This is a genomic window from Williamsia sp. (assembly GCF_036566845.1).
Lineage (GTDB): Bacteria > Actinomycetota > Actinomycetes > Mycobacteriales > Mycobacteriaceae > Williamsia.
In genome coordinates this window covers 20,526-39,741 of the sequence record NZ_DATCVM010000056.1, presented here as the reverse complement: position 1 = coordinate 39,741, position 19,216 = coordinate 20,526, and the positions used below count along the sequence as shown (strand labels likewise).

General features: G+C 65.7%; 17 protein-coding genes and 1 pseudogene. 7 read left to right on the top strand and 11 right to left on the bottom strand.

The genetic code is table 11. From position 1 onward, the window contains the following. Positions 1–237: 237 nt before the first annotated feature. The 3 genes and pseudogenes from VIQ49_RS05105 to VIQ49_RS05095 form a co-directional block, all read right to left on the bottom strand. Positions 238–498: a GlsB/YeaQ/YmgE family stress response membrane protein gene (locus VIQ49_RS05105; protein WP_331881563.1), complete on the bottom strand. Its 261-nt coding sequence runs from the start codon at positions 496–498 to the stop codon at positions 238–240. A gap of 49 nt (positions 499–547) precedes the next feature. Further along, entirely contained in the window at positions 548–952 is a 405-nt protein-coding gene (locus VIQ49_RS05100) for an MmcQ/YjbR family DNA-binding protein (protein WP_331881561.1), read from the bottom strand. Next, positions 910–2,626, bottom strand: a pseudogene (locus VIQ49_RS05095) (DUF222 domain-containing protein). Before VIQ49_RS05095 ends, VIQ49_RS05100 begins: the two are co-directional and overlap by 43 nt. Before the next feature lie 307 nt (positions 2,627–2,933). Between VIQ49_RS05095 and ligA the strand changes: the two are divergent. Beyond that, entirely contained in the window at positions 2,934–5,045 is a 2,112-nt protein-coding gene (gene ligA, locus VIQ49_RS05090) for an NAD-dependent DNA ligase LigA (protein WP_331881559.1), read from the top strand. Positions 5,046–5,072: 27 nt separating this feature from the next. Here ligA and VIQ49_RS05085 read toward each other — a convergent pair whose 3' ends face one another. Beyond that, entirely contained in the window at positions 5,073–5,741 is a 669-nt protein-coding gene (locus VIQ49_RS05085; RefSeq protein ID WP_331881567.1) for an amino acid-binding protein, read from the bottom strand. 28 nt (positions 5,742–5,769) lie between these two features. Then, positions 5,770–6,111: a YbjQ family protein gene (locus tag VIQ49_RS05080; RefSeq protein ID WP_331881557.1), complete on the bottom strand. Its 342-nt coding sequence runs from the start codon at positions 6,109–6,111 to the stop codon at positions 5,770–5,772. Positions 6,112–6,226: 115 nt separating this feature from the next. On the opposite strand from VIQ49_RS05080, the gene gatC reads away from it, so the two are divergent. Together gatC and gatA are read left to right on the top strand one after the other, a co-directional pair. Beyond that, entirely contained in the window at positions 6,227–6,526 is a 300-nt protein-coding gene (gene gatC / locus VIQ49_RS05075) for an Asp-tRNA(Asn)/Glu-tRNA(Gln) amidotransferase subunit GatC (protein ID WP_331881555.1), read from the top strand. After that, complete coding sequence (gene gatA / locus VIQ49_RS05070) at positions 6,523–8,016, top strand: Asp-tRNA(Asn)/Glu-tRNA(Gln) amidotransferase subunit GatA (protein WP_331881553.1); 1,494 nt, start codon at positions 6,523–6,525, stop codon at positions 8,014–8,016. Before gatC ends, gatA begins: the two co-directional genes overlap by 4 nt. A gap of 42 nt (positions 8,017–8,058) precedes the next feature. Here gatA and VIQ49_RS05065 read toward each other — a convergent pair whose 3' ends face one another. Both VIQ49_RS05065 and VIQ49_RS05060 read right to left on the bottom strand, forming a co-directional pair. Beyond that, on the bottom strand, positions 8,059–9,279 hold the full coding sequence (locus tag VIQ49_RS05065) for an alpha/beta-hydrolase family protein (RefSeq protein WP_331881550.1): 1,221 nt from the start codon (positions 9,277–9,279) through the stop codon (positions 8,059–8,061). A gap of 56 nt (positions 9,280–9,335) precedes the next feature. Then, positions 9,336–9,950 carry a hypothetical protein gene (locus VIQ49_RS05060; RefSeq protein ID WP_331881547.1) on the bottom strand — a complete coding sequence of 205 codons (615 nt, stop codon included), beginning with the start codon at positions 9,948–9,950 and terminating at the stop codon, positions 9,336–9,338. A 164-nt stretch (positions 9,951–10,114) separates the two neighbouring features. On the opposite strand from VIQ49_RS05060, the gene VIQ49_RS05055 reads away from it, so the two are divergent. The 3 genes from VIQ49_RS05055 to VIQ49_RS05045 all read left to right on the top strand — a co-directional run bounded on the left by VIQ49_RS05055 (position 10,115) and on the right by VIQ49_RS05045 (position 13,226). Then, positions 10,115–11,383, top strand: a complete 1,269-nt coding sequence (locus tag VIQ49_RS05055) for a sensor histidine kinase (protein ID WP_331881545.1) — start codon at positions 10,115–10,117, stop codon at positions 11,381–11,383. A gap of 19 nt (positions 11,384–11,402) precedes the next feature. Continuing rightward, positions 11,403–12,056 carry a response regulator transcription factor gene (locus VIQ49_RS05050; RefSeq protein ID WP_331881543.1) on the top strand — a complete coding sequence of 218 codons (654 nt, stop codon included), beginning with the start codon at positions 11,403–11,405 and terminating at the stop codon, positions 12,054–12,056. A 138-nt stretch (positions 12,057–12,194) separates the two neighbouring features. Beyond that, positions 12,195–13,226, top strand: a complete 1,032-nt coding sequence (locus VIQ49_RS05045) for an ATP-dependent 6-phosphofructokinase (RefSeq protein WP_331881540.1) — start codon at positions 12,195–12,197, stop codon at positions 13,224–13,226. 75 nt (positions 13,227–13,301) lie between these two features. On the opposite strand, the gene VIQ49_RS05040 is transcribed toward VIQ49_RS05045, so the two are convergent. From VIQ49_RS05040 to VIQ49_RS05030, 3 genes are read right to left on the bottom strand one after another with little or no spacing between them, the layout of a single operon-like run. Beyond that, positions 13,302–14,096, bottom strand: coding sequence for an ABC transporter ATP-binding protein (locus VIQ49_RS05040; protein ID WP_331881537.1), 795 nt, complete (start codon positions 14,094–14,096; stop codon positions 13,302–13,304). Beyond that, a complete protein-coding gene (locus tag VIQ49_RS05035; RefSeq protein ID WP_331881534.1) occupies positions 14,093–15,115 on the bottom strand; it encodes an iron ABC transporter permease in 1,023 nt (340 codons plus the stop codon). The genes VIQ49_RS05040 and VIQ49_RS05035 overlap by 4 nt, the downstream gene beginning before the upstream one ends. Next, on the bottom strand, positions 15,112–16,362 hold the full coding sequence (locus VIQ49_RS05030) for an ABC transporter substrate-binding protein (protein ID WP_331881532.1): 1,251 nt from the start codon (positions 16,360–16,362) through the stop codon (positions 15,112–15,114). Before VIQ49_RS05030 ends, VIQ49_RS05035 begins: the two co-directional genes overlap by 4 nt. A 186-nt stretch (positions 16,363–16,548) precedes the next feature. On the opposite strand from VIQ49_RS05030, the gene gatB reads away from it, so the two are divergent. After that, positions 16,549–18,051, top strand: a complete 1,503-nt coding sequence (gene gatB / locus VIQ49_RS05025) for an Asp-tRNA(Asn)/Glu-tRNA(Gln) amidotransferase subunit GatB (RefSeq protein ID WP_331881530.1) — start codon at positions 16,549–16,551, stop codon at positions 18,049–18,051. A 13-nt stretch (positions 18,052–18,064) separates the two neighbouring features. Here the strand turns inward: gatB and VIQ49_RS05020 are convergent, their stop codons facing one another. Next, positions 18,065–19,207 carry a PQQ-dependent sugar dehydrogenase gene (locus VIQ49_RS05020; protein ID WP_331881527.1) on the bottom strand — a complete coding sequence of 381 codons (1,143 nt, stop codon included), beginning with the start codon at positions 19,205–19,207 and terminating at the stop codon, positions 18,065–18,067. Between the last annotated feature and the right edge of the window lie 9 nt (positions 19,208–19,216).

Genomic DNA, 19,216 nt, shown 5'->3' with positions numbered 1-19,216 from the left:
GGCCACAGCGGCGCTGACGTTGTGTGGCAAGGCCGCTCAAGGCCTGCACGCCGACCCCACCTCGGTCTGACTTCCGACAGAGAAGATCCGCGGCAAGATCGGTTGTCCGGAAGATCGCCGGTCCGGATGATCACACCCGGGAACATTTCGGGGTGCGGCATGACTCTGACCTGTATGAGCAACTTTCACGTCAGGGTGTGTGAACACCCGACGCGCAGAAGCCGACGACGTCGCCGATCAGGCAGCGCGCCTACCCACCCACCAATGCCAACCCGCCGTCACGATCAGGGCGCCGACGATCGAACCGATGATGCCGCTGACGCGGAATTCGATCCCGTCGCCCGAGATCAGGCTGATCAGCAGTCCACCGATGAATGAGCCGACCAGGCCCGCGATGATCGCCAGGGTCCAGTCGATGCCACCCTTCGGCTTGCCGAGGATGAGCTGAGCGCCGGCGCCGATGAGCATGCCGAACAGGATGATTCCGAGGATGAGCATGTGGGGAGTATATGCAGTGGAGTAACTCTGAACTGCGGTTGCACCCTACTCAGCCCAGTTCTGCCGGACGTTGTCCGGCGTCGAGCCGGGCGATGAGCTTCTTGGGCGCGATCATGCGGTAGCTGGCATCCAGCAATTCCGCGACCTCGGTCCAGTCGGGCTTCTTGGAGAGGTCGAGGCCCAGCCAGCCGAACGGGCCGACGTAGGCGGGAAAGAAGAACCGGGGATCCTGTTCCAGCGCAGTTCGTTCGGACTGTTCGACCTTGAACAGTATCGACGTGTCATACCGGTCGCCGCCCTTGACTCCGCCGCCGTACATCCCGAACATCTTTCCGCCCCGAAAGGTTGGCCTGCCGTGGGCCACGACCTCGGTGGCGTCGGGAAACGCCAGCGCGATCTCGCGTAACCGATTCAGGATCGGGTCGTCGTCGGAGAACATGATCGGATGCGGCATGGTGACAAGCGTAGAACGATGCCGCGTCCCGATGAGCGGACCTGACCAAATGTTCTCCGAGCTGTTCCCGGTCGGCGCACAGGGGCTAGTAGGTCGGCGGAGGTTCGTTCCTTCCTCGTTCTTCGGCGAGCGCCTCGCGGATTTGTTCCTGTAGTTCGCGTCGCCTCCGGTTGGTCAGTCGTTCGTGCCGGCGGCGTGCGTGTTTGGCAGCGGTGCGGGACGCGCTCCGTGATGGCGGTGATGCCACGGGTGGAAGGGGTGAGCCACGTTCGTTGTCGAAGACGATCAGCCTCAACGTTGGGAACAGATCGTCTCCGGTCCACGCGGACCCCAGAAAATGACAGCCTTCCGGGGGATGTGAAGATCAGTCGCGGGTTTCCAGTGCGAGGGTCTGGCTGCTGGTCATCCAGCCAGTCGGAACACGTTTTGATCAGATGGTGAAAACGACAGAGCGTCTTCATCTCTGAGTAATGCGTGCACCCACCCGCGGCGGGATCATCGTGGTTGTACTCGTAGGTGTGGTCGAGGTCGGCGCCCCAGGCTTTTTGATTGCAGCCGGGCCACGAGCAGTGGCAATCCCGGATACGGATGTAACTGTCCAAGACCGCTGATGGGCGGTACCTGTCGCCGGGCTGGGTGGAGGGCAGCGGCACCACCTGCATGAACGGTGCTGCGGCAGTGGCAGTCTCGTCGACACCTTCAGCCTCATCCGGGAAATTGCCGATCGGCGGATTCTGCGGTCCACGCATGTACACGGTCGGCCGTTTCGGCTTCGGTGTCGAAGGGGGAGGGTCAGGCTCCGCCCGGGCAGGTTCAGGCTGCGCCGTCACCGGCGCCGGCTCCGACTCGGACTCGGACTCGGACTCTGGTCGGGCGGGCGCAGTCTTGTTACCCATCGGTCGTTGAATTGTCTCTTCACGGTCCGCGATGTCGCGGACGTGATCGGCGGAGATCACCCCATGGCCGTCGAGGAACCCTGGATTGTTCTCTCGACCTTCGACGGTTGCTTGGTCGGCGATGACGTGCATGACAATCTTGACGTCCACACCGGAGATCACCTGATCGGCGGGCAGTGTGACAATTTCGGCGGTGCACTGATGTTTCGGGTCATTCGGGCACTGGCAGTAGAACTCCCGACCCATGACCGTGGCAAACAATGCATCGGCCATCCGGTCCGATCGACTGCGCGGATCAGCCTTACACGTTGACAGCGCGAGCTTCTCCAGTCGCGACATGATCATCCCGATGTCCTCGGCGCCCATATGCGCGTCAATGTTCGCCATGCCGTGTTCGGCGGCCGCGGCCCAGACTCCGCGGTTGTTCAACGCTTCCTCGCGCTTTGCGCACCAGATCGGGGTCCCTGCGGAAGATGATCGCGTCGATCATGTCGCGCATCCGGCTCTTGGACCACGATCCCTGCCGGCTCAGCGCCTCGGCGATCGCCGCATCGATCTCGGCGCGATGTTCGGATCCGTCGATCAGTTCGGTGCGCGACACGATCTCCGGAATATGCTCGGCGGCAACACGACCGGCCTTGAGGATCTCGTTCACCCGCGGAATCCGATCCCGCAGTGCCACCCCACGATTGATCTGCGATTCCGCACCACGTTGGGTAATGCCCTCAGCCGCGGACAAACTCGCCGCCAACTGGGTGAACGGATCAAGAACCCGCATCTCCGCTTCGGTTCCGGCTGTGGGCTCGACCAAGAGGCGGTGCAAGGCTGCAGCGGAGGCGTATCGCTTCCATGCGACCCGGGCTTCGACGGCACGGGTGCCCTCGCAATTGCGCAGAATTTCCTCCGGACACACCGGCCAGTCAGGGCTCGTATCCACGGCCCGATCTGCTGCGTCCCCCGCCGCTTCGAACATGTTTTCTATTGTAGATCTGTGGTCCGACAATGGCCCGACCAGCGAAATCGTGGGCGCGAGGGTTGTGTCCGGGTCGAAATGATCTGTCGGTCGGCTCGACTATCTTCATAGTGTGTCCGACAGTGCAGATATCGAAGAGCCGACGCCCGCCGCACCCACCCCATCGGGGGTGCGTGAGCAGTGGTCGAAGCTGGCCGAAGAAGTACGCGACCACCAGTTCCGCTATTACGTGAAAGACGCCCCGGTCGTCACCGACGGCGAGTTCGACAAGCTCCTGCAGGAGCTGCAGGCCCTGGAAGACGAGTATCCCGAGCTGGCGGTCGCCGACTCACCGACCAAGCTCGTCGGTGGCGGATTCGCAACCGAGTTCACGGCGGTCGATCACCTCGAACGCATGATGTCGCTCGACAACGTCTTCGACGAGGACGAGATGCGCGCCTGGGTCGGCCGCGTCGAGGCCGACGCGGGGGTGGGCCTGGAGTACCTGTGCGAACTGAAGATCGACGGTGTCGCGCTGAGCCTGGTGTACGAGAAGGGTGTGCTTGTTCGCGGCACCACCCGCGGCGACGGGCGCACCGGTGAAGACGTCACCCTCAACGCCAAGACGATCAACGATGTCCCGCACCGGCTGACCGACTCGGAGACATACCCGATCCCGGATCTCCTGGAAGTCAGGGGAGAGGTCTTCTTCCGGGTCGAGGACTTCGAGGCACTCAACGCGTCGCTGGTGGAGGCGGGCAAAGCGCCGTTCGCCAACCCGCGGAACTCGGCGGCAGGTTCGCTGCGGCAGAAGAATCCACAGATCACCGCACGGCGCAGGTTGGGCATGATCTGCCACGGTCTGGGACGCGTCGAAGGCGCCGCACCCAAGACATTGCATGATGCGTATCTGGCGCTCGGGGAGTGGGGGCTGCCGGTCTCGCAGCACACCACCAAACTTGTTGGAGCCGAAGCGATCCTGGAGAAGATCGCCTACTGGGGCGAACATCGCCACGACGTCGAGCACGAAATAGACGGCATCGTCGTGAAGGTCGACGACTTCGGCCTGCAACGCCGCCTGGGCTCCACCTCACGCGCACCGCGCTGGGCCATCGCCTACAAATACCCGCCCGAAGAGGCCACCACCAAGCTGCTCGACATCCTCGTCAATGTCGGCAGGACCGGTCGGGTCACGCCCTTCGCGTCGATGACACCGGTGCTGGTGGCCGGGTCGACTGTCGCGATGGCAACGCTGCACAACGCGTCGGAGGTCAAGCGCAAGGGTGTGCTGATCGGTGACACCGTCACGATCCGCAAAGCCGGCGACGTCATCCCCGAGGTCCTCGGACCGGTGGTCGACCTGCGTGACGGCACCGAGCGTGAGTTCGAGATGCCCACGCATTGCCCCGAATGCGGCACCGAACTCGCTCCGCAAAAAGAGGGTGATGCCGACATCCGCTGTCCGAACAGTCGGTCGTGCCCGGCACAGTTGCGGGAGCGGCTGTTCCATCTCGCCGGCCGGGGAGCCTTCGACATCGAGGCGCTCGGTTACGAATCCGCCGGGGCACTGCTGAGTTCGGGAGTTCTGGAAAACGAAGCCGACCTGTTCAGCCTCACCGCCGAGGACCTGCTCGAGACCGATCTGTTCACCACCAAGGCCGGGGTGTTGTCGGCCAACGGCAAGCGGCTGCTCGCCAACCTCGATGCCGCGAAGAAGGTGCCGCTGTGGCGCGTGCTGGTGGCGTTGTCCATCAGGCATGTCGGGCCGAGTGCGGCCCGCGCGCTGGCCACGGAGTTCGGCACGCTCAAAGCCATCGAGTCGGCGACGGTCGAGCAACTCGCGGATGTCGAAGGTATGGGAAACACGTTGGCGCAGAGCGTGGTCGACTGGTTCGCCGTCGATTGGCATCGCGACATCGTCGAGAAATGGCGAGCCGCCGGTGTTCAGCTCGAAGACGAACGTGACGAATCGATTCCACGCAACCTCGAGGGTCTGAGCATCGTAGTCACCGGATCGCTGCAGGACTTCTCGCGTGACGGTGCCAAGGAGGCGATCCTGGTTCGCGGCGGCAAGGCGTCGGGTTCGGTGTCGAAGAAGACCGCGTTTGTGGTCATCGGAGATGCGCCGGGCACCAAGGCGGCCAAGGCCGAACAGCTCGGTGTCCCGATCCTCGACGAGGACGGCTTCAAGAAGCTGCTGGCCGACGGCCCGCCGGCGGGAGACGACACCGACACCGACGGCTAGATGTTCAACTGTCCCCGGTCATTCCGGCTAATTGCGGGAAAGCACCGTGGTGACGATCTTCGCCAGGTAGCCGATCCGGGCGATCTCCGATGGGCGGAAGTCGGGGCCGCCGGGACGTCCGAGCAACATTGCCTTGCCCGGGGTGCCGATCGGGGCCGCTGCCAGCCGGATGTCCATGTCGCGCCATGACTTTGGAACCCACGGTGCTTCGGGCTCGAGCTCGGCGGCGGCGGGGATGGGCAACCAGCTCGCGTCGGTCAGCTGGGTTTCGGGGGCGCTGGAGCTGCCGAACAACTGGATCGCGCCGCCGCCGCTGCCTGCGGTGATAACGGTCGCCCAGTCGACGCGCAACACGCGCGGCGCGGAGTCGACGAGTACCTGAAGCCGGTCGCGACCGGCGCCGGCGATGTCGTTGACCAGTTCGAGTTCGCGGTGAGTCTCGAGGAGTCCGGTGTACGGCCGGATCGAGTCGACGCGTACGCCGTCCACCTTCTCTGCTGCGGTGATCAGGGTGTCGGGCAGTGCGCCGCGGGGAACCTCGACCACGATGTCATCGACTGCGTAACCCTCACCGCGCTCGACGACGTCGAGCGAGAGGATGTCGGCGCCGACATTTCCGAGTGACACGGCCAGCAGGCCGAGTGAACCGGGGCGATCTTGCAGGTAGACGCGCAGCAGATAGGACACGCCGGTTATTGTCCCACCGCTGTCGGTCAGGCGCTGATCAGGCCTGCGGAGGGTTGTTCTGCAGTGGTTCGACACCGACGGCGGTGCCGTACGCGCACACCTCGATGCCCGTGCCGCCGAATTCTGTCGTTTCGAAACGGAAGGCGACCACCGCGTTGGCGCCTCGCTGCTGTGCCTCGGCGGACAGACGAGACAAGGCTTCCTGACGGCATTCGTGGAGCAATGTGGTGATGCCCTTGAGCTCGCCGCCGGCCATCGCCTTGAACCCGGCACCGATATTGGAGCCGAGGTGACGTGAGCGGACAGTCAGCCCGAAGCACTCGCCGAAGGTGTGGGCGATTCGGTACCCGGGAAGGTCATTCGTGGTGACGATGATCATGCGCCAACCCTACCGGCGGGCGCCGTGATGGCCGGGCCTCGGTGCCGACTACTCTGACCCAAGGGTTTGACCACATTTCGTGGCCACCCCTACCGACAAGAAAGGGTGCATCTGCGTGTCTGCCATCTCACGTGATGAAGTAGCGCATCTGGCCCGGCTGTCACGGCTGGCGCTGACCGAGGACGAACTCGACCACTATGCTGGTCAGCTCGATTCGATCCTGTCGCACGTCGCGAACATCTCCGAGGTCGCCGCTGCCGACATCCCCGGCACCGCGCATCCCGCCGACCTGGCCAACGTGCTGCGTCCGGATGTCGTTGTACCCGGGCTGACCCCCGAGGAAGCCCTGTCCGGTGCTCCGGCCGTGGAGCAGCAGCGGTTTGCCGTCCCCCAGATCCTCGGAGAAGAGCAGTGAGCGCCCCTACCAGAGAGTCCGGTGTCATCACCGGGCAGTCCGCCGCCGACCTCGCCGCGAAGATCCACTCCGGTGAGCTGTCTGCGGTCGAGGTCACCCGCGCCCACCTCGACCGGATCGAGGCGGTCGACGGTGAGCTGGGCGCATTCCTGCACGTGGGTGCCGAGCAGGCCCTGGCGACCGCCGCCGACGTCGACAAGGCCGTCGCTGCGGGGCAGGCACCGGCCTCACCGCTGGCCGGTGTCCCGCTGGCGCTCAAGGACGTGTTCACCACCACCGACGCTCCGACGACCTGTGGATCGAAGATCCTCGAAGGCTGGGTTCCGCCGTACGACGCCACCGTCACCGCCAAGCTGCGCGCGGCCGGCATCCCGATCCTCGGCAAGACCAACATGGACGAGTTCGCGATGGGTTCGTCCACCGAGAACTCCGCCTACGGCGTGACCCGGAACCCGTGGGACACCAGCAAGATTCCCGGCGGCTCGGGCGGCGGCAGTGCCGCTGCACTGGCGTCGTTCCAAGCGCCGTTGGCCATCGGTACCGACACCGGCGGTTCGGTGCGTCAACCGGCATCGGTCACGGGCACCGTGGGCGTCAAGCCGACGTACGGCACGGTGTCGCGGTACGGACTGGTGGCGTGCGCGTCCTCACTCGATCAGGGTGGCCCTTGCGCCAGAACGGTTCTGGACACCGCGCTACTGCATCAGGTGATCGCAGGACACGATCCGCGCGACTCGACCTCGATCAACAAGCCCATCGCCGATATGGTTGCTGCGGCCAAAGTCGGTGCAGCCGAGGATCTTTCGGGTGTGCGGATCGGCATCGTCACCGAACTCCAGGGCGACGGGTATCAGGCCGGTGTGCTGGATTCCTTCAACGCCGCCGTGGCCACTCTGAAAGAGCGCGGTGCCGAGATCGTCGAGGTCTCCTGCCCGCACTTCACCTACGCCCTCGGTGCGTACTACCTGATCCTCCCGTCGGAGGTGTCGAGCAACCTCGCGCGCTTCGACGCGATGCGGTACGGATTGCGCGTCGGCGACGACGGCACCAACAGTGCCGAGCAGGTCATGGCGATGACCCGCGACGCCGGATTCGGCGCAGAGGTCAAGCGCCGCATCATGATCGGCACCTACGCACTGTCGTCGGGGTACTACGACGCGTACTACGGCCAGGCGCAGAAGGTACGGACTCTCATCGCACGCGACTTCGCCAAGGCCTACGAGTCGGTGGACGTGCTGATCTCGCCGACCACACCGACGACCGCGTTTGCGATCGGCGAGAAGGTCGACGATCCGCTGGCGATGTACCTGTTCGACCTGTGCACGCTGCCGGTGAACCTCGCGGGCAACTGTGCGATGTCGGTGCCGTCGGGACTGTCGGCGGACGACGGATTGCCCGTCGGTCTGCAGATCATGGCGCCGTCGATGGCCGACGAACGCCTCTACCGTGTCGGTGCCGCCTACGAAGCCGCCCGAGGCCCCCTCGTCTGACCGATCCTGGTGGGTTTTGGCGAGCAAACGCCCAGGTGGCGCTCACCAAAACCCACCACAATCGGGGGCAAGGGTGCCCTGCTCGGTGCCATATTGGTGGCCATAGCCGGCCGGATATGACAGCGCACCGATGAGGTCGGTGCTGGCCTGGACAAAACTCGCGATCGGCATCCACGGTGGCCGGGGCATGTCCGAGCGAAGGTCGTGCGGCAGGTGCGGTGGTTGCCAGATCAGTCGCGGTGACCACCGGATGACCGGGTCGGAACCGTTGCCCAGGACGGTGGTGTGGGCTGCGGCGACCGCGGTCGAACCTTCCGGAGCGCCGGCGAGAACGGTGTGGCAGATCGCGGTGGGTGCATTGTCGTCGGCCCAGCGCCGGGCGGCGTCGGCACCGATCGCGCCCAGACTCTGCCCGTAGATGTAGATCTGTGGACGCTCATCCACCGGAATCCGACCGACCGCCTCGGCCACCGACTCCGTCAGCGCCACGGCACTGTCCCGGGCCGGTTGCGGTGACGAGATAAATGCCTGCCACGACGGAATGTCGCTGTACTGCAACGTGATCACGCTGACGTCACCGCCGAATCGGCTCTCGAATCCGTTGACCGCGTCGGGATCCACCCACCCCGAACCGGTGGGGACCGCGACCACCACCGCGTGCCGGCCCAGTCCGCCGGACGCCTGCCAGCGTTGTACGGCCTCGGCCGCCCGCACCCGGACGTCGCGGGTGTCCAGTTCGCCGTAGATCCGCAGCGACGTCGGTGTCGCGTCGGTGCTGACGAACTTGTCGGCCGGACTCCGGGCGGGTTCGGCAGCACCCGCGGGCGACGGCATCATCGGCAACAGCACGGCCGCGGCCAGAGCCGCGAACACGGCACGGGTGCGGGCGCGGACACAGCAGATGGCGGCAAGAAGTGCCGACGGAACCAGCGCCCCGAGTACCCACCAGATGCCGGGTGGGGACATATCGAGGTGCGCCCGCAATTCGGACTGCCACCAGAGCATCTGCGCGAACAGACCGGTGGTGAGTCCGGCGCAGACCCATCCGGTGTATCGCCGGGATCGTGGGCTGCCGGGCGCTCGGACGCCTGCGATCCGGCCGATCAGCGCGCCCACTCCGACGAATGCGGCCAGGAGTAGTCCGGTCACCAGCGCGCCGCGCGGCAGCGAACCCGGCGCAAGGGCGACACCGGCGCCGATCGCGGCGCCGATGCTGGTCAGAGGACGGGGCCAGCCCGCCGCACTGCGGTGCTGTGTTCGCAACTGTGGTGCTCGCAACCGCAGTGTTCGAAACGGGGGTTTTCTGAGCAGTGGAGTTCTCATGTCAGACCGACCAGGGACGTGAGCGATTCGCCGCCGCGCAGAACCGAGGTCATCACGATCGCCGGCAACGATTCCTTGCTGACCGGCGCGCCGGCGTGCTGTCGCCACGTGTTGAAGGCCAATCCGACCCGGGCCAGGTCCGCCGCCCAGTGACAGGCCGGATTGCTGCAGGATTCGTGCATCGAATCGATCAGCATCCGGTCCAATGATGTTCGTGCCCAAGGGCCCAGCGGTTGGCCGTGGCGCTGCGCATATCGCAACATGTCATAGCCGAAGTCGTGTGTCTTACAGAGAGCTTCGAAGCGGTCAGGCAGCGGAATGGGTGACGAACACGCTCCGCCGGGATTGCTCGGGCGTCCGTTGACCAGCTGCGGTTGATAGTGGAGGACCGCTCCGAAGTCGGCCGGCAGTGCCGCCAGCGCCTGCTCCGGGGTGCTCCCCGTCAGCGCGACGACGACCTCTCCGGCCGGACTCTGACGTTCGGCGGATTCGATCGCGGACATACCCGGGGAGACCGCTGTGGCGCCCGCAGCGGTGGGCCACAGGCCCACCGCCATCACCACACTGATCACCATGCTGGACAGGAAGATTCGACTACCGGCGGTTCGCATGTCACCAAACTAGGAATCGCCGGCACCGGGGGTCATCGGTCGACGGGGGTGTTTGGATCCACCGTGTTCGGGTGAGGCGCGCGGCCGTCCGCTACTGCGGGGTTGCCTCGATCTCACTCTCAGGTATGAGGTCCGACGAGGATTCGGGCACTAGCGTGGCATGGGTGAAACTGTGGACGCAGACCACCGGATACGTGGTCGATGAGGTCAAGAAGCTGCCGATCGCGGCCGATCCGTCGGTCGCGCGGTTCTTGCGGCACAGGATCAACATCTTCTTCACCCTGGTGGCGCTGATCATGTACTCGATCGCCTGGCCCACGTTGTCGCTGACACACGATGTGCGGCCCGCCCTGATGCCGATCGTGGCGGCCTTCGCGGCGTTCCCGATCATGCTCGGCTGGGCCAATCCGACCCTCGGATGGGCGATCTCGGTTCTCTCGGCTCAACTCATCGGGCTGACGATCGACCCGGTCAACGGCTGGAACCACACGATTCAGGTGGTGCACCTGATCGAGATCCTGGTGCTGACCGTGCTCGCGTACCTGCGGGCACCGCTTCGACTGCTGCCGATCTTCTGGGCGGTCTCCAGTTTTGTTGTGTATCAGGCAACACCGCCGCAAGCCCAGGTCGGCTGGGTGGTGGGACTGAGTATCGCGGCCGTCATCTGCGTCCTGATCCGGATCATCGTGCGATCGCGGGTTGATCTGGCGCAACAGAAGGTGTTGAAGGACACCGAGAAGTCCAAGAACGCGGTCCTGTCCGAACGGACCCGGATCGCCCGCGACCTCCACGACGTTGTGGCGCATCGGATGTCGGTGGTGGTGGTGCAGGCGCAGACCGCGAAGTACCGGATCGACGGGGTCGGGGAGGCCGCCGCCGCTGAGTTCGACGCCATCGCCGACGTTGCCCGGGAGGCCCTGGACGAGGTGCGGATGATGCTGGGAGTGCTTCGGCTGGAGGATGATTCGCCGGGCGCCGAGGCATATGCGCGCAACCCCAATCCCGGGCTCGAACAGATTGACGGAATCGTGTCGGCGACCCGCGGAGCCGGCGTCGACGTCACCTACCATCCGCTGGCCACCGGTGAGCACGTCGGCGACGCCTGCGCGCTGGTCGCCTACCGCATCATCCAGGAGTCGCTGGCCAACACCACCCGCTACGCGGTCGGCGCGCAGATCGTGGTCGAACTGTCGGTGTCGGGCGACGACCTGTTCGTGACGGTATCCAATACGGCCTCCACCGAACAGCCTCTCACCCTGGAGTCGTCCGGTGGGCAGGGGATTCCGGGGATGATCGAGCGCGCCAAGGCGGTGGGCGGGGTGTTGTCGGCGGCGCCGCAGCCCGGGGGCGGGTTCGTTGTCCGGGCGCGCCTGCCGTTGCGTGCGGCCGGACCACCAGAACTTCCCGGGTCGGACAACGTGGCTAATTCGTGATGAAAGTAGGGTTGGGCGGGTGTCGATCACGGTCTACATCGCAGACGATCAGGCGATGGTGCGTCAGGGTTTTGGCGCGCTGCTGGCCGCACAGCCGGACATCTCGGTGGTGGGTGACGCCGCCGACGGTCAGGCGGCGGTGAGAGGTGTCCGCGAGTTGCATCCCGATGTGGTGCTGATGGATGTTCGGATGCCGATTCTCGACGGGCTGGCCGCGGCCGAACAGCTACTGACCGGACCACTGCGGGTACCCAGCCGGATCTTGATGCTCACCACCTTCGACATCGACGACTACGTCTATCAGGCGCTGCGGATCGGGGCCTCGGGTTTCATGCTCAAAGACGCTCCCGCCGACGAATTGGTGCGCGCGGTGCGGGTGGTGGCCGCCGGTGAGGCATTACTGGCGCCATCGGTGACGCGACGACTCATCGCGGAGGTCACCAGCCGGCATCGTCCGCGCAAAACCGAATCGCGGCAGTTGTCGGTGCTCACCCCCCGTGAAAGGGAGGTGCTCGAGCAGGTGGCCGAGGGCAAGTCGAACGCGGAGATCGCCGGGCACCTGTTCGTGGCCGAACAGACCGTCAAGACCCACGTCAGCAACGTGCTGTCGAAGCTCAACCTGCGCGACCGGGCGCAGGCCGTGGTCTTCGCGTTCGAGAACGGGGTGCGTTGACCTCGTCGGATGATCCCGCGAGACCCCGTAGCCCAGCCAGAGTCGAGGATCGGTTGCACAATTGAGTGTGGCGGGGTTGTACGGCCGCCACAGATCACGCCGGAAACGACGATTGTCAGACGAGGAACGGGACACCTGATGCGCATTGGAGTGCTTACCGGTGGCGGCGACTGCCCGGGATTGAACGCGGTCATCCGGGCGGTGGTGCGAACCAGCGAAGTTCGATACGGGTCGGCCGTTGTCGGATTTCTCGACGGTTGGCGGGGGCTTCTGGAAGACCGTCGGATCCACCTGGCCGCCGACGATCGCAACGACCGGTTGCTGGCCAAGGGCGGCACGATGCTGGGCACCGCCCGCACCCACCCCGACAAGCTTCGCGCCGGACTCGATCAGATCCGGCAGACATTGGACGACAACGGGATCGACGTTCTGATCCCGATCGGCGGTGAAGGAACACTCACCGCGGCGAGCTGGCTCGCCGAGGAGGGCGTGCCGGTTGTCGGGGTCCCGAAGACCATCGACAACGACATCAACTGCACCGACGTCACCTTCGGTTTCGACACCGCGCTGACCGTCGCGACAGATGCCATCGACCGACTCCACAGCACCGCGGAGTCACATCAGCGCGTGATGCTCGTCGAGGTGATGGGGCGGCACGCCGGCTGGATCGCACTGCATTCCGGGATGGCCTCCGGAGCGCACATGATCCTCATCCCCGAACAGCCCTTCGACGTCGAAGAGGTCTGCCGCCTCGTGAAGCGCCGGTTCCAGCGCGGCGATTCACATTTCATCTGTGTGGTGGCGGAAGGGGCGAAACCCAAAGAGGGCACGTTCTCGATGGCTCAGGGCGGTCTCGACGAGTTCGGCCACGAACGGTTCACCGGCGTCGCCCAGCAGTTGGCTGTCGAGATCGAACGCCGGATCAACAAAGAGGTCCGGACCACAGTGCTCGGGCACGTTCAGCGCGGTGGTAAGCCGACCCCGTTCGACCGTGTGCTGGCAACACGTTTCGGCGTCAACGCGTCCGATGCCGCCCACAACGGCGACACCGGCATGATGGTCAGTCTGCAGGGCCCCAACATCGGCCTGGTGCCCATCGGTGAGGCGACAAAAGAACTCAAGCTCGTCCCGCAGAACCGCTACGACGACGCCGCCGCCTTCTTCGGCTGACCCCCGGACCCCGATAGTGGTGGGTTTCGGCGAGCTCGACCTGCGCGTTTACTCGCCATAAGCCACCAGGATCGGTTATGGGCGCGGTTCGAACAAGCGGGCTTTGCTGTTGAATCGGACTGTGGGTGAATCGAATTCGCCGGCGATGGTGCCGTCCTGCACCAGTTGATCGGCGGTGGCGGCCACCAGGTTGCCGTCCCGACGGGCCAGCCAGACCGGTCCGACGATCCGCAGAGCGACCTCGACGTCGTGGGTGGACATGACCACGACGATCCCGGTCTCGGCAGCCAGTTTCCGTAGTACCAAGAGCAATTCGGTGCGGGCTGCGACGTCGAGGAATGAACTCGGCTCGTCGAGGATCAGGAGTTGCGGTTCCTGGGCCAGGGCCCTCGCGATCAGGACCCGCTGCCGCTGGCCGTCGGAGAGTTCACCGATCCGGCGGTCGGCAAACGCCGACGCACCCATCTGGGCGAGGGCGTCGTCGACGATCGCTTCGGTGGCCGACGATCGGCCGGGAACCCAGGAGTGATACGGGATCCGGCCGAGTTCGACGAGTGCGCGGGCGGTGAGCAGACCGCTGTCGTCGACCCTGTCGGTGAGGACCACCGCCACTTCACGGGCCCGCGCGGCGGGGCTCATCGTCAACAGCTCATGGTCACCAAGGCGTGCCGAACCGCCCAGCGCCGACTGCAAACCGGCGAGGGTTCGCAGCAGCGTCGACTTGCCGGTGCCGTTGGCGCCGATGACCGCGGTGACCACACCGGCGTCGGCCGTGATCGCGGACGTCTGCAGGATCTGGTTGTCGTCGTGGCCGCCGAGACGGTGCCGGCGGTATCCGACCCGCAGCTGCGACAGTTCGAGTGCGGTCATCGCGCGCCTCCCGACCGCAGCGAACGGACCAGGACCAGAACAACTATCGGTGCGCCGAAGAATGCGGTCAGCACGTTGATCGGCAGGACGCCGTCGCGGCCCGGCGTGGTGGTCAGGGCCGCACAGATCAGCGCGATGACGATGCCCACGAGCGCGGCCACCGGCAGGACCACACGGTGATCGGCCTTGCCGAGTGCGATCCGGGCAACGTGTGGCGCCGCGATGCCGATGAACGCGATGGGTCCGCAGTAGGCGGTCACCGAACCGGCGAGCAATGCGGTGGCGACCACGGCTCCCACCCGCGTCAGGTTCATCCGGATGCCCATGGTCCGGGCATACGATTCACCCAGGAGCAGGGCGTTCAACGCCGGGATCATCGCGATCGTCCCGATTGCACCGGCCGCCACCACCGGCGCGAGGACCTGCAGGTCTTCCCACAACACCCCGGAAAACGATCCCAGGCCCCACATCACGAACTCCCGGATGTCGCCGGGGCTGGCGTAGGCGAGCATGAACGACACCACCGAACTCACCACGGAACCGATCATGACGCCGGTGATGAGCAGCCAGGACGATGACGTGATCCATTGGGAGAGAATCACAACCACACCCATGACGGCGGCCGCACCGAGCGCCGCGGCAACGGTGACAGTGCTCTGATGGTTGTCGGCGACCGTGAGAAACGCGCCTCCGGCACCCAGGGTCACCACCGCCACGCCGAAACTGGCGCCGGCCGAGACACCCAGAATGTAGGGTTCGGCAAGAGGATTGGCGAAGATGGCCTGCATCAGCAGGCCCGCCAATGCCATCGCCAGACCCGCGAGAACCGCCGTGACGATCCGCGGCATCCGGAACTCGTGCAGCAGCGTGTTGTACTCCGGGACACCGGCATCACCGGTGAACAGATACTGAAAGCAGTTGCCCGCCGGGATGATCGTCGACCCGATCGACATCGCCGCGACCAGCGCGGCAAGTGCCGCGAGCAGCAGGCCCGCGATGGTGACCGAGGTCCGGCTCAAGTCAGCTTCTTGTAGAACGTGAAGGTGTGGTCGGGCATCAGCTCGGGGTGCGCGATCGCGATCAGGTCGGCGAGCGAGAGATCCGGACGGATGGCGCCGAGTTCGAAGTAGTTGTTGGCGCCGGCCTCGTTGACCTGCGCCGACGCGGACCAGGCGTTGTTGTCGCGGTAAGCGGCGAACTGAGCGATCCGAGGATCGGTGGCGATGGCGTCGGCCAGCGTCGCGGTGCTCTCGCTGCTCAGGGCCAGCGGCGCATTCCCGGCCCGGGAATAGACCGTGTCGATGTCTTCGGAGATGCTGCCGGTCGACGGATTGTCGGCCCACGCATAGGTGATCCCGGCCGCTTTCATCAACGCCGCGCCGTAGCTGCCACCGCCGGGGATGTACCAGGTGCCCTGATAGGGCAGCCCGAGCACGGCTTCCACGGGCGCCGTGCCCCCGACCTTCGCCTTGGTGTTGTTGTAGTCCGTGGTGACCCCGTCGAAGAAGTCGTTGGCGGCTTCCTCGGTATTGGTCAGTGCCGCAAACAGTTTGATCCACTCCGCGCGGCCCAGCGGATCAACCTCGAGCCAGTCGCTGTTGATCATCACCGGCACTCCGGCCTTCTCGATCTGTTCCAGTGAACGGTCGGTGGGGTAGTCGGTGATCAGTAGCTGTGGTTTCGCGGTGACGACCATCTCGGGGTCGATCTCGCCGGTCGGCGCGTACTGGGGCAGCGACGCGACCGCCTTGCTCTCGGCCTCGCCGTAGACGTACTCGCTGTTGGCGAACCCGGTGACCACGTCGAGTTCGTCGAGTTGGGCCAGGGCGGCGAGTTGGGTCGTCGACCCCAGGAACAGACTCGTCGCGGGGGATTCGATGACCGTGGCGCCGGCCAGGTCTCCGGTCAGTTCCGGGGTGGGTGCACCACACCGGGCGAAAACGAAGGTGTCTTTCTGATCCGGGCTCGCACCGTTGACCGTCGCGACCACATAGGACTTCTGGTAATCCAGATCAAAGTTGTCGGCATAGTCGATCGACAGCTTCTCCGGGTAGTAGTCGGTGTCGGCGTCGAAGCCGACGATGCAGTCACGGTCGGCCACCGCCCGGTCATCATCGTTGCCGCCGTCCGAACACGCGGTGAGCAGTGCCGCGACCAGGGCGGCGACACCGATGATTGCATGGGAACCGAATGCACGGGAACCCGGGCCCCGGCGACGACGTCGCCCCGCCGCTGAGATGGTTCGGGGCGGTGATGAGATGGGCACTGCGTCTCCTCTGCGGGATATCGCGTCCCGCGCTCGATGGACATCAGCCGTGCGGCGGAGTTCTGACTCATCACCTGGTTGTGATCTCACAGTGGCGCGACCGTTCCGGATTCGAGAACCGGATTTCCCACTCACACGGCGAACCGACTATAACCTGCAGGTTCGAGCCGGTTTAAACTACGTGTCATGACTGCTGCGACCACCGAACTGCTCGACTACGACGACGTCATCGCTGAGTTCGACCCGGTGATGGGTATGGAGGTACACGTCGAGCTGGGCACCAACACCAAGATGTTCTGTGGTTGCCCCACGACGTTCGGCGCCGAGCCCAACACCCAGGTCTGCCCGGTGTGTATCGGACTGCCGGGCTCCTTGCCCGTGGTCAACGAGACGGCCATCGAATCGGCCATCCGGATCGGGCTCGCACTGAACTGCTCCATCCGGCCGTCGAGCACCTTTGCCCGGAAGAACTACTTCTACCCGGATCAGCCGAAGAACTACCAGATCTCGCAGTACGACGACCCGATCGCCTACGAGGGCCACCTCGACGTGCTGCTCGACGACGGCACCACCTGGCGGGTCGAGATCGAACGCGCCCACATGGAAGAGGACACCGGCAAGTCGTTGCACGTCGGCGGAACCGGACGCATCTCCGGCGCCAGCCACTCCCTCCTCGACTACAACCGTGCGGGTGTCCCGCTGATCGAGATCGTCTCCAAACCCATCGAAGGTGCCGGTGCCCGCGCACCAGAGGTCGCCCGCGCCTACGTCACCGCGCTGCGCGATCTGCTCAAAGCTCTTGATGTGTCCGACGTCCGGATGGACCAGGGCTCGATGCGCTGCGACGCGAACCTGTCGCTGATGACCAAGGGCGCCACCGAGTTCGGCACCCGCACCGAGACCAAGAACGTCAACTCGCTCAAGAGCGTCGAGGTGGCGGTGCGCTACGAGATGCGTCGCCAGGCCGCTCTGCTCAAGGCCGGTATCGCGATCATCCAGGAGACCCGGCACTTCCAGGAGACCGACGGTTCGACGTCGGCCGGTCGCCGCAAAGAGACCGCCGAGGACTACCGCTACTTCCCCGAGCCGGATCTGCCACCGGTACAACCGGATTCAGCGTGGATCGAAGAGATCCGGGCAACCCTGCCCGAACTGCCGTGGCTGCGCCGCGCCCGCATCCAGGAAGAGTGGGGTGTGTCCGACGCGGTGATGCGCGACCTGGTCAACGTCGGCGCCGTCGACCTGATCATCGCGACGGTCGACGCCGGTGCGCCGGTCGAGGCAAGCCGCGGTTGGTGGGTCTCGTTCCTGGCCCAGCAGGCCAACTCCCGCGACACCGAACTGGCCGAGCTGCCGATCACCCCGGCGCAGGTCGCCACCGTCATCAAACTCGTCGAAGACGGCAAACTGACCAACAAACTGGCTCAGCAGGTGGTCACTGCAGTGCTCGACGGCGAGGGCGAGCCCGAGCAGATCGTCGCCGACCGCGGCCTCGAGGTCGTCCGCGACGACTCCGCACTGCAGAAGGCCGTCGACGAGGCACTGGCCAACAACCCCGACATCGCCGAGAAGATCCGCAGCGGCAAGGTCGCGGCTGCCGGGAAGATCGTCGGCGACGTCATGAAAGCCACCCGCGGCCAGGCCGATCCGGGCCGGGTCAAGGAACTGGTACTCGCCGCCTGCCAGTAGGCGCCGGGCCGGCTCACATGTTGGTGTCTGCGGCGCCCGCGGGCAGCGGCACGATGACCACGCGGTCATCCGTCGGACCGGCGGTTCCGGTCTGCTTGTTCACGGTCCCGACCTGGAGCAGTCCGGCAGGCACGGCGGTGAGGCGGCCGAGGGAACCGTATTTCCTCTCCAGGAAGGTGGTCGGCGCATCGATGCCGGGTTTCTCCTCGGTGGGCGCATTCAGGTACTGCAATGTCTGGGTCCGGGTCTGTGAGACCACGATCATCCCGCCGACGGCTGCGCAGCCGGCGGTCTCGGGCTTGTCCGGCCAGGTCCAGAGTGTGCGGCCCACGCCGGTGGGGCTGATGATCTGCAGACGGTCCTCCGCCGGTGCACGATCGGTCAGATACAGCGCTCCGGTGGTCACATCCGGGCACAGCGCGGGGTCGGAGCCGAGCCCCGAGGTGAGCACCCGGGGTGGGGTGGTGCTGCCCGACGACAGGTCTGTCACCGAGAGCAGCTTTCCGGCAAGCGAATCGGGGTTCGCGGCGGCCTGCGGATCACCGGCGTCGCCCGTGGCGACCAGCAGTTCGGTGGGGCTCTTGAAGTAGATCGTGCCCATGTTGCCGGTGTCGCCCTTGGGAATGCCGACCAGGATCGGCTTCGGGAGGTCACCCTCGGCGATCCGGACGACGCGATTGTCGGTCGGGGTGGTGATGTAGGCGTAGACCAGCTGATCCTGTGCGTAATCCGGGGACGGCGCGAAGTCGAGCAGGCCACCGTCACCGGAGGCATCGACGTCGAGCGAGGCGATCTCCACCGTCGGGCCGCCGCGTTTGGTCCGCACGATCTTGCCGGTCACGCGCTGCGCGACCACGGTCGAGGTGGCGTCGGCGCTGGCGGCGAGGAGACCGCTGGTGGCGTCGAGGCAGGTCGCGATGACCGCCGGATCAGGATCGGGACACGGACCGGGGTCGCTGCCGGGGTCGGTCGGCGGAACGCTGGGCTGGGTTTCGGTGGGCTGCTGCATCGGCGGGTTCTGATTCGCCGAGAAGTCGCCGGCCTCCCGGTTGCGATCCTGCTCGGCAAAACCATCGCTGCAGCCGGTCACCATCAGGGCCGCCGCCACCAGCGAAACCACGAGGCGGGCAAGCGCAGGCCGGTGGCGCAATGTCATGGCGTCCAC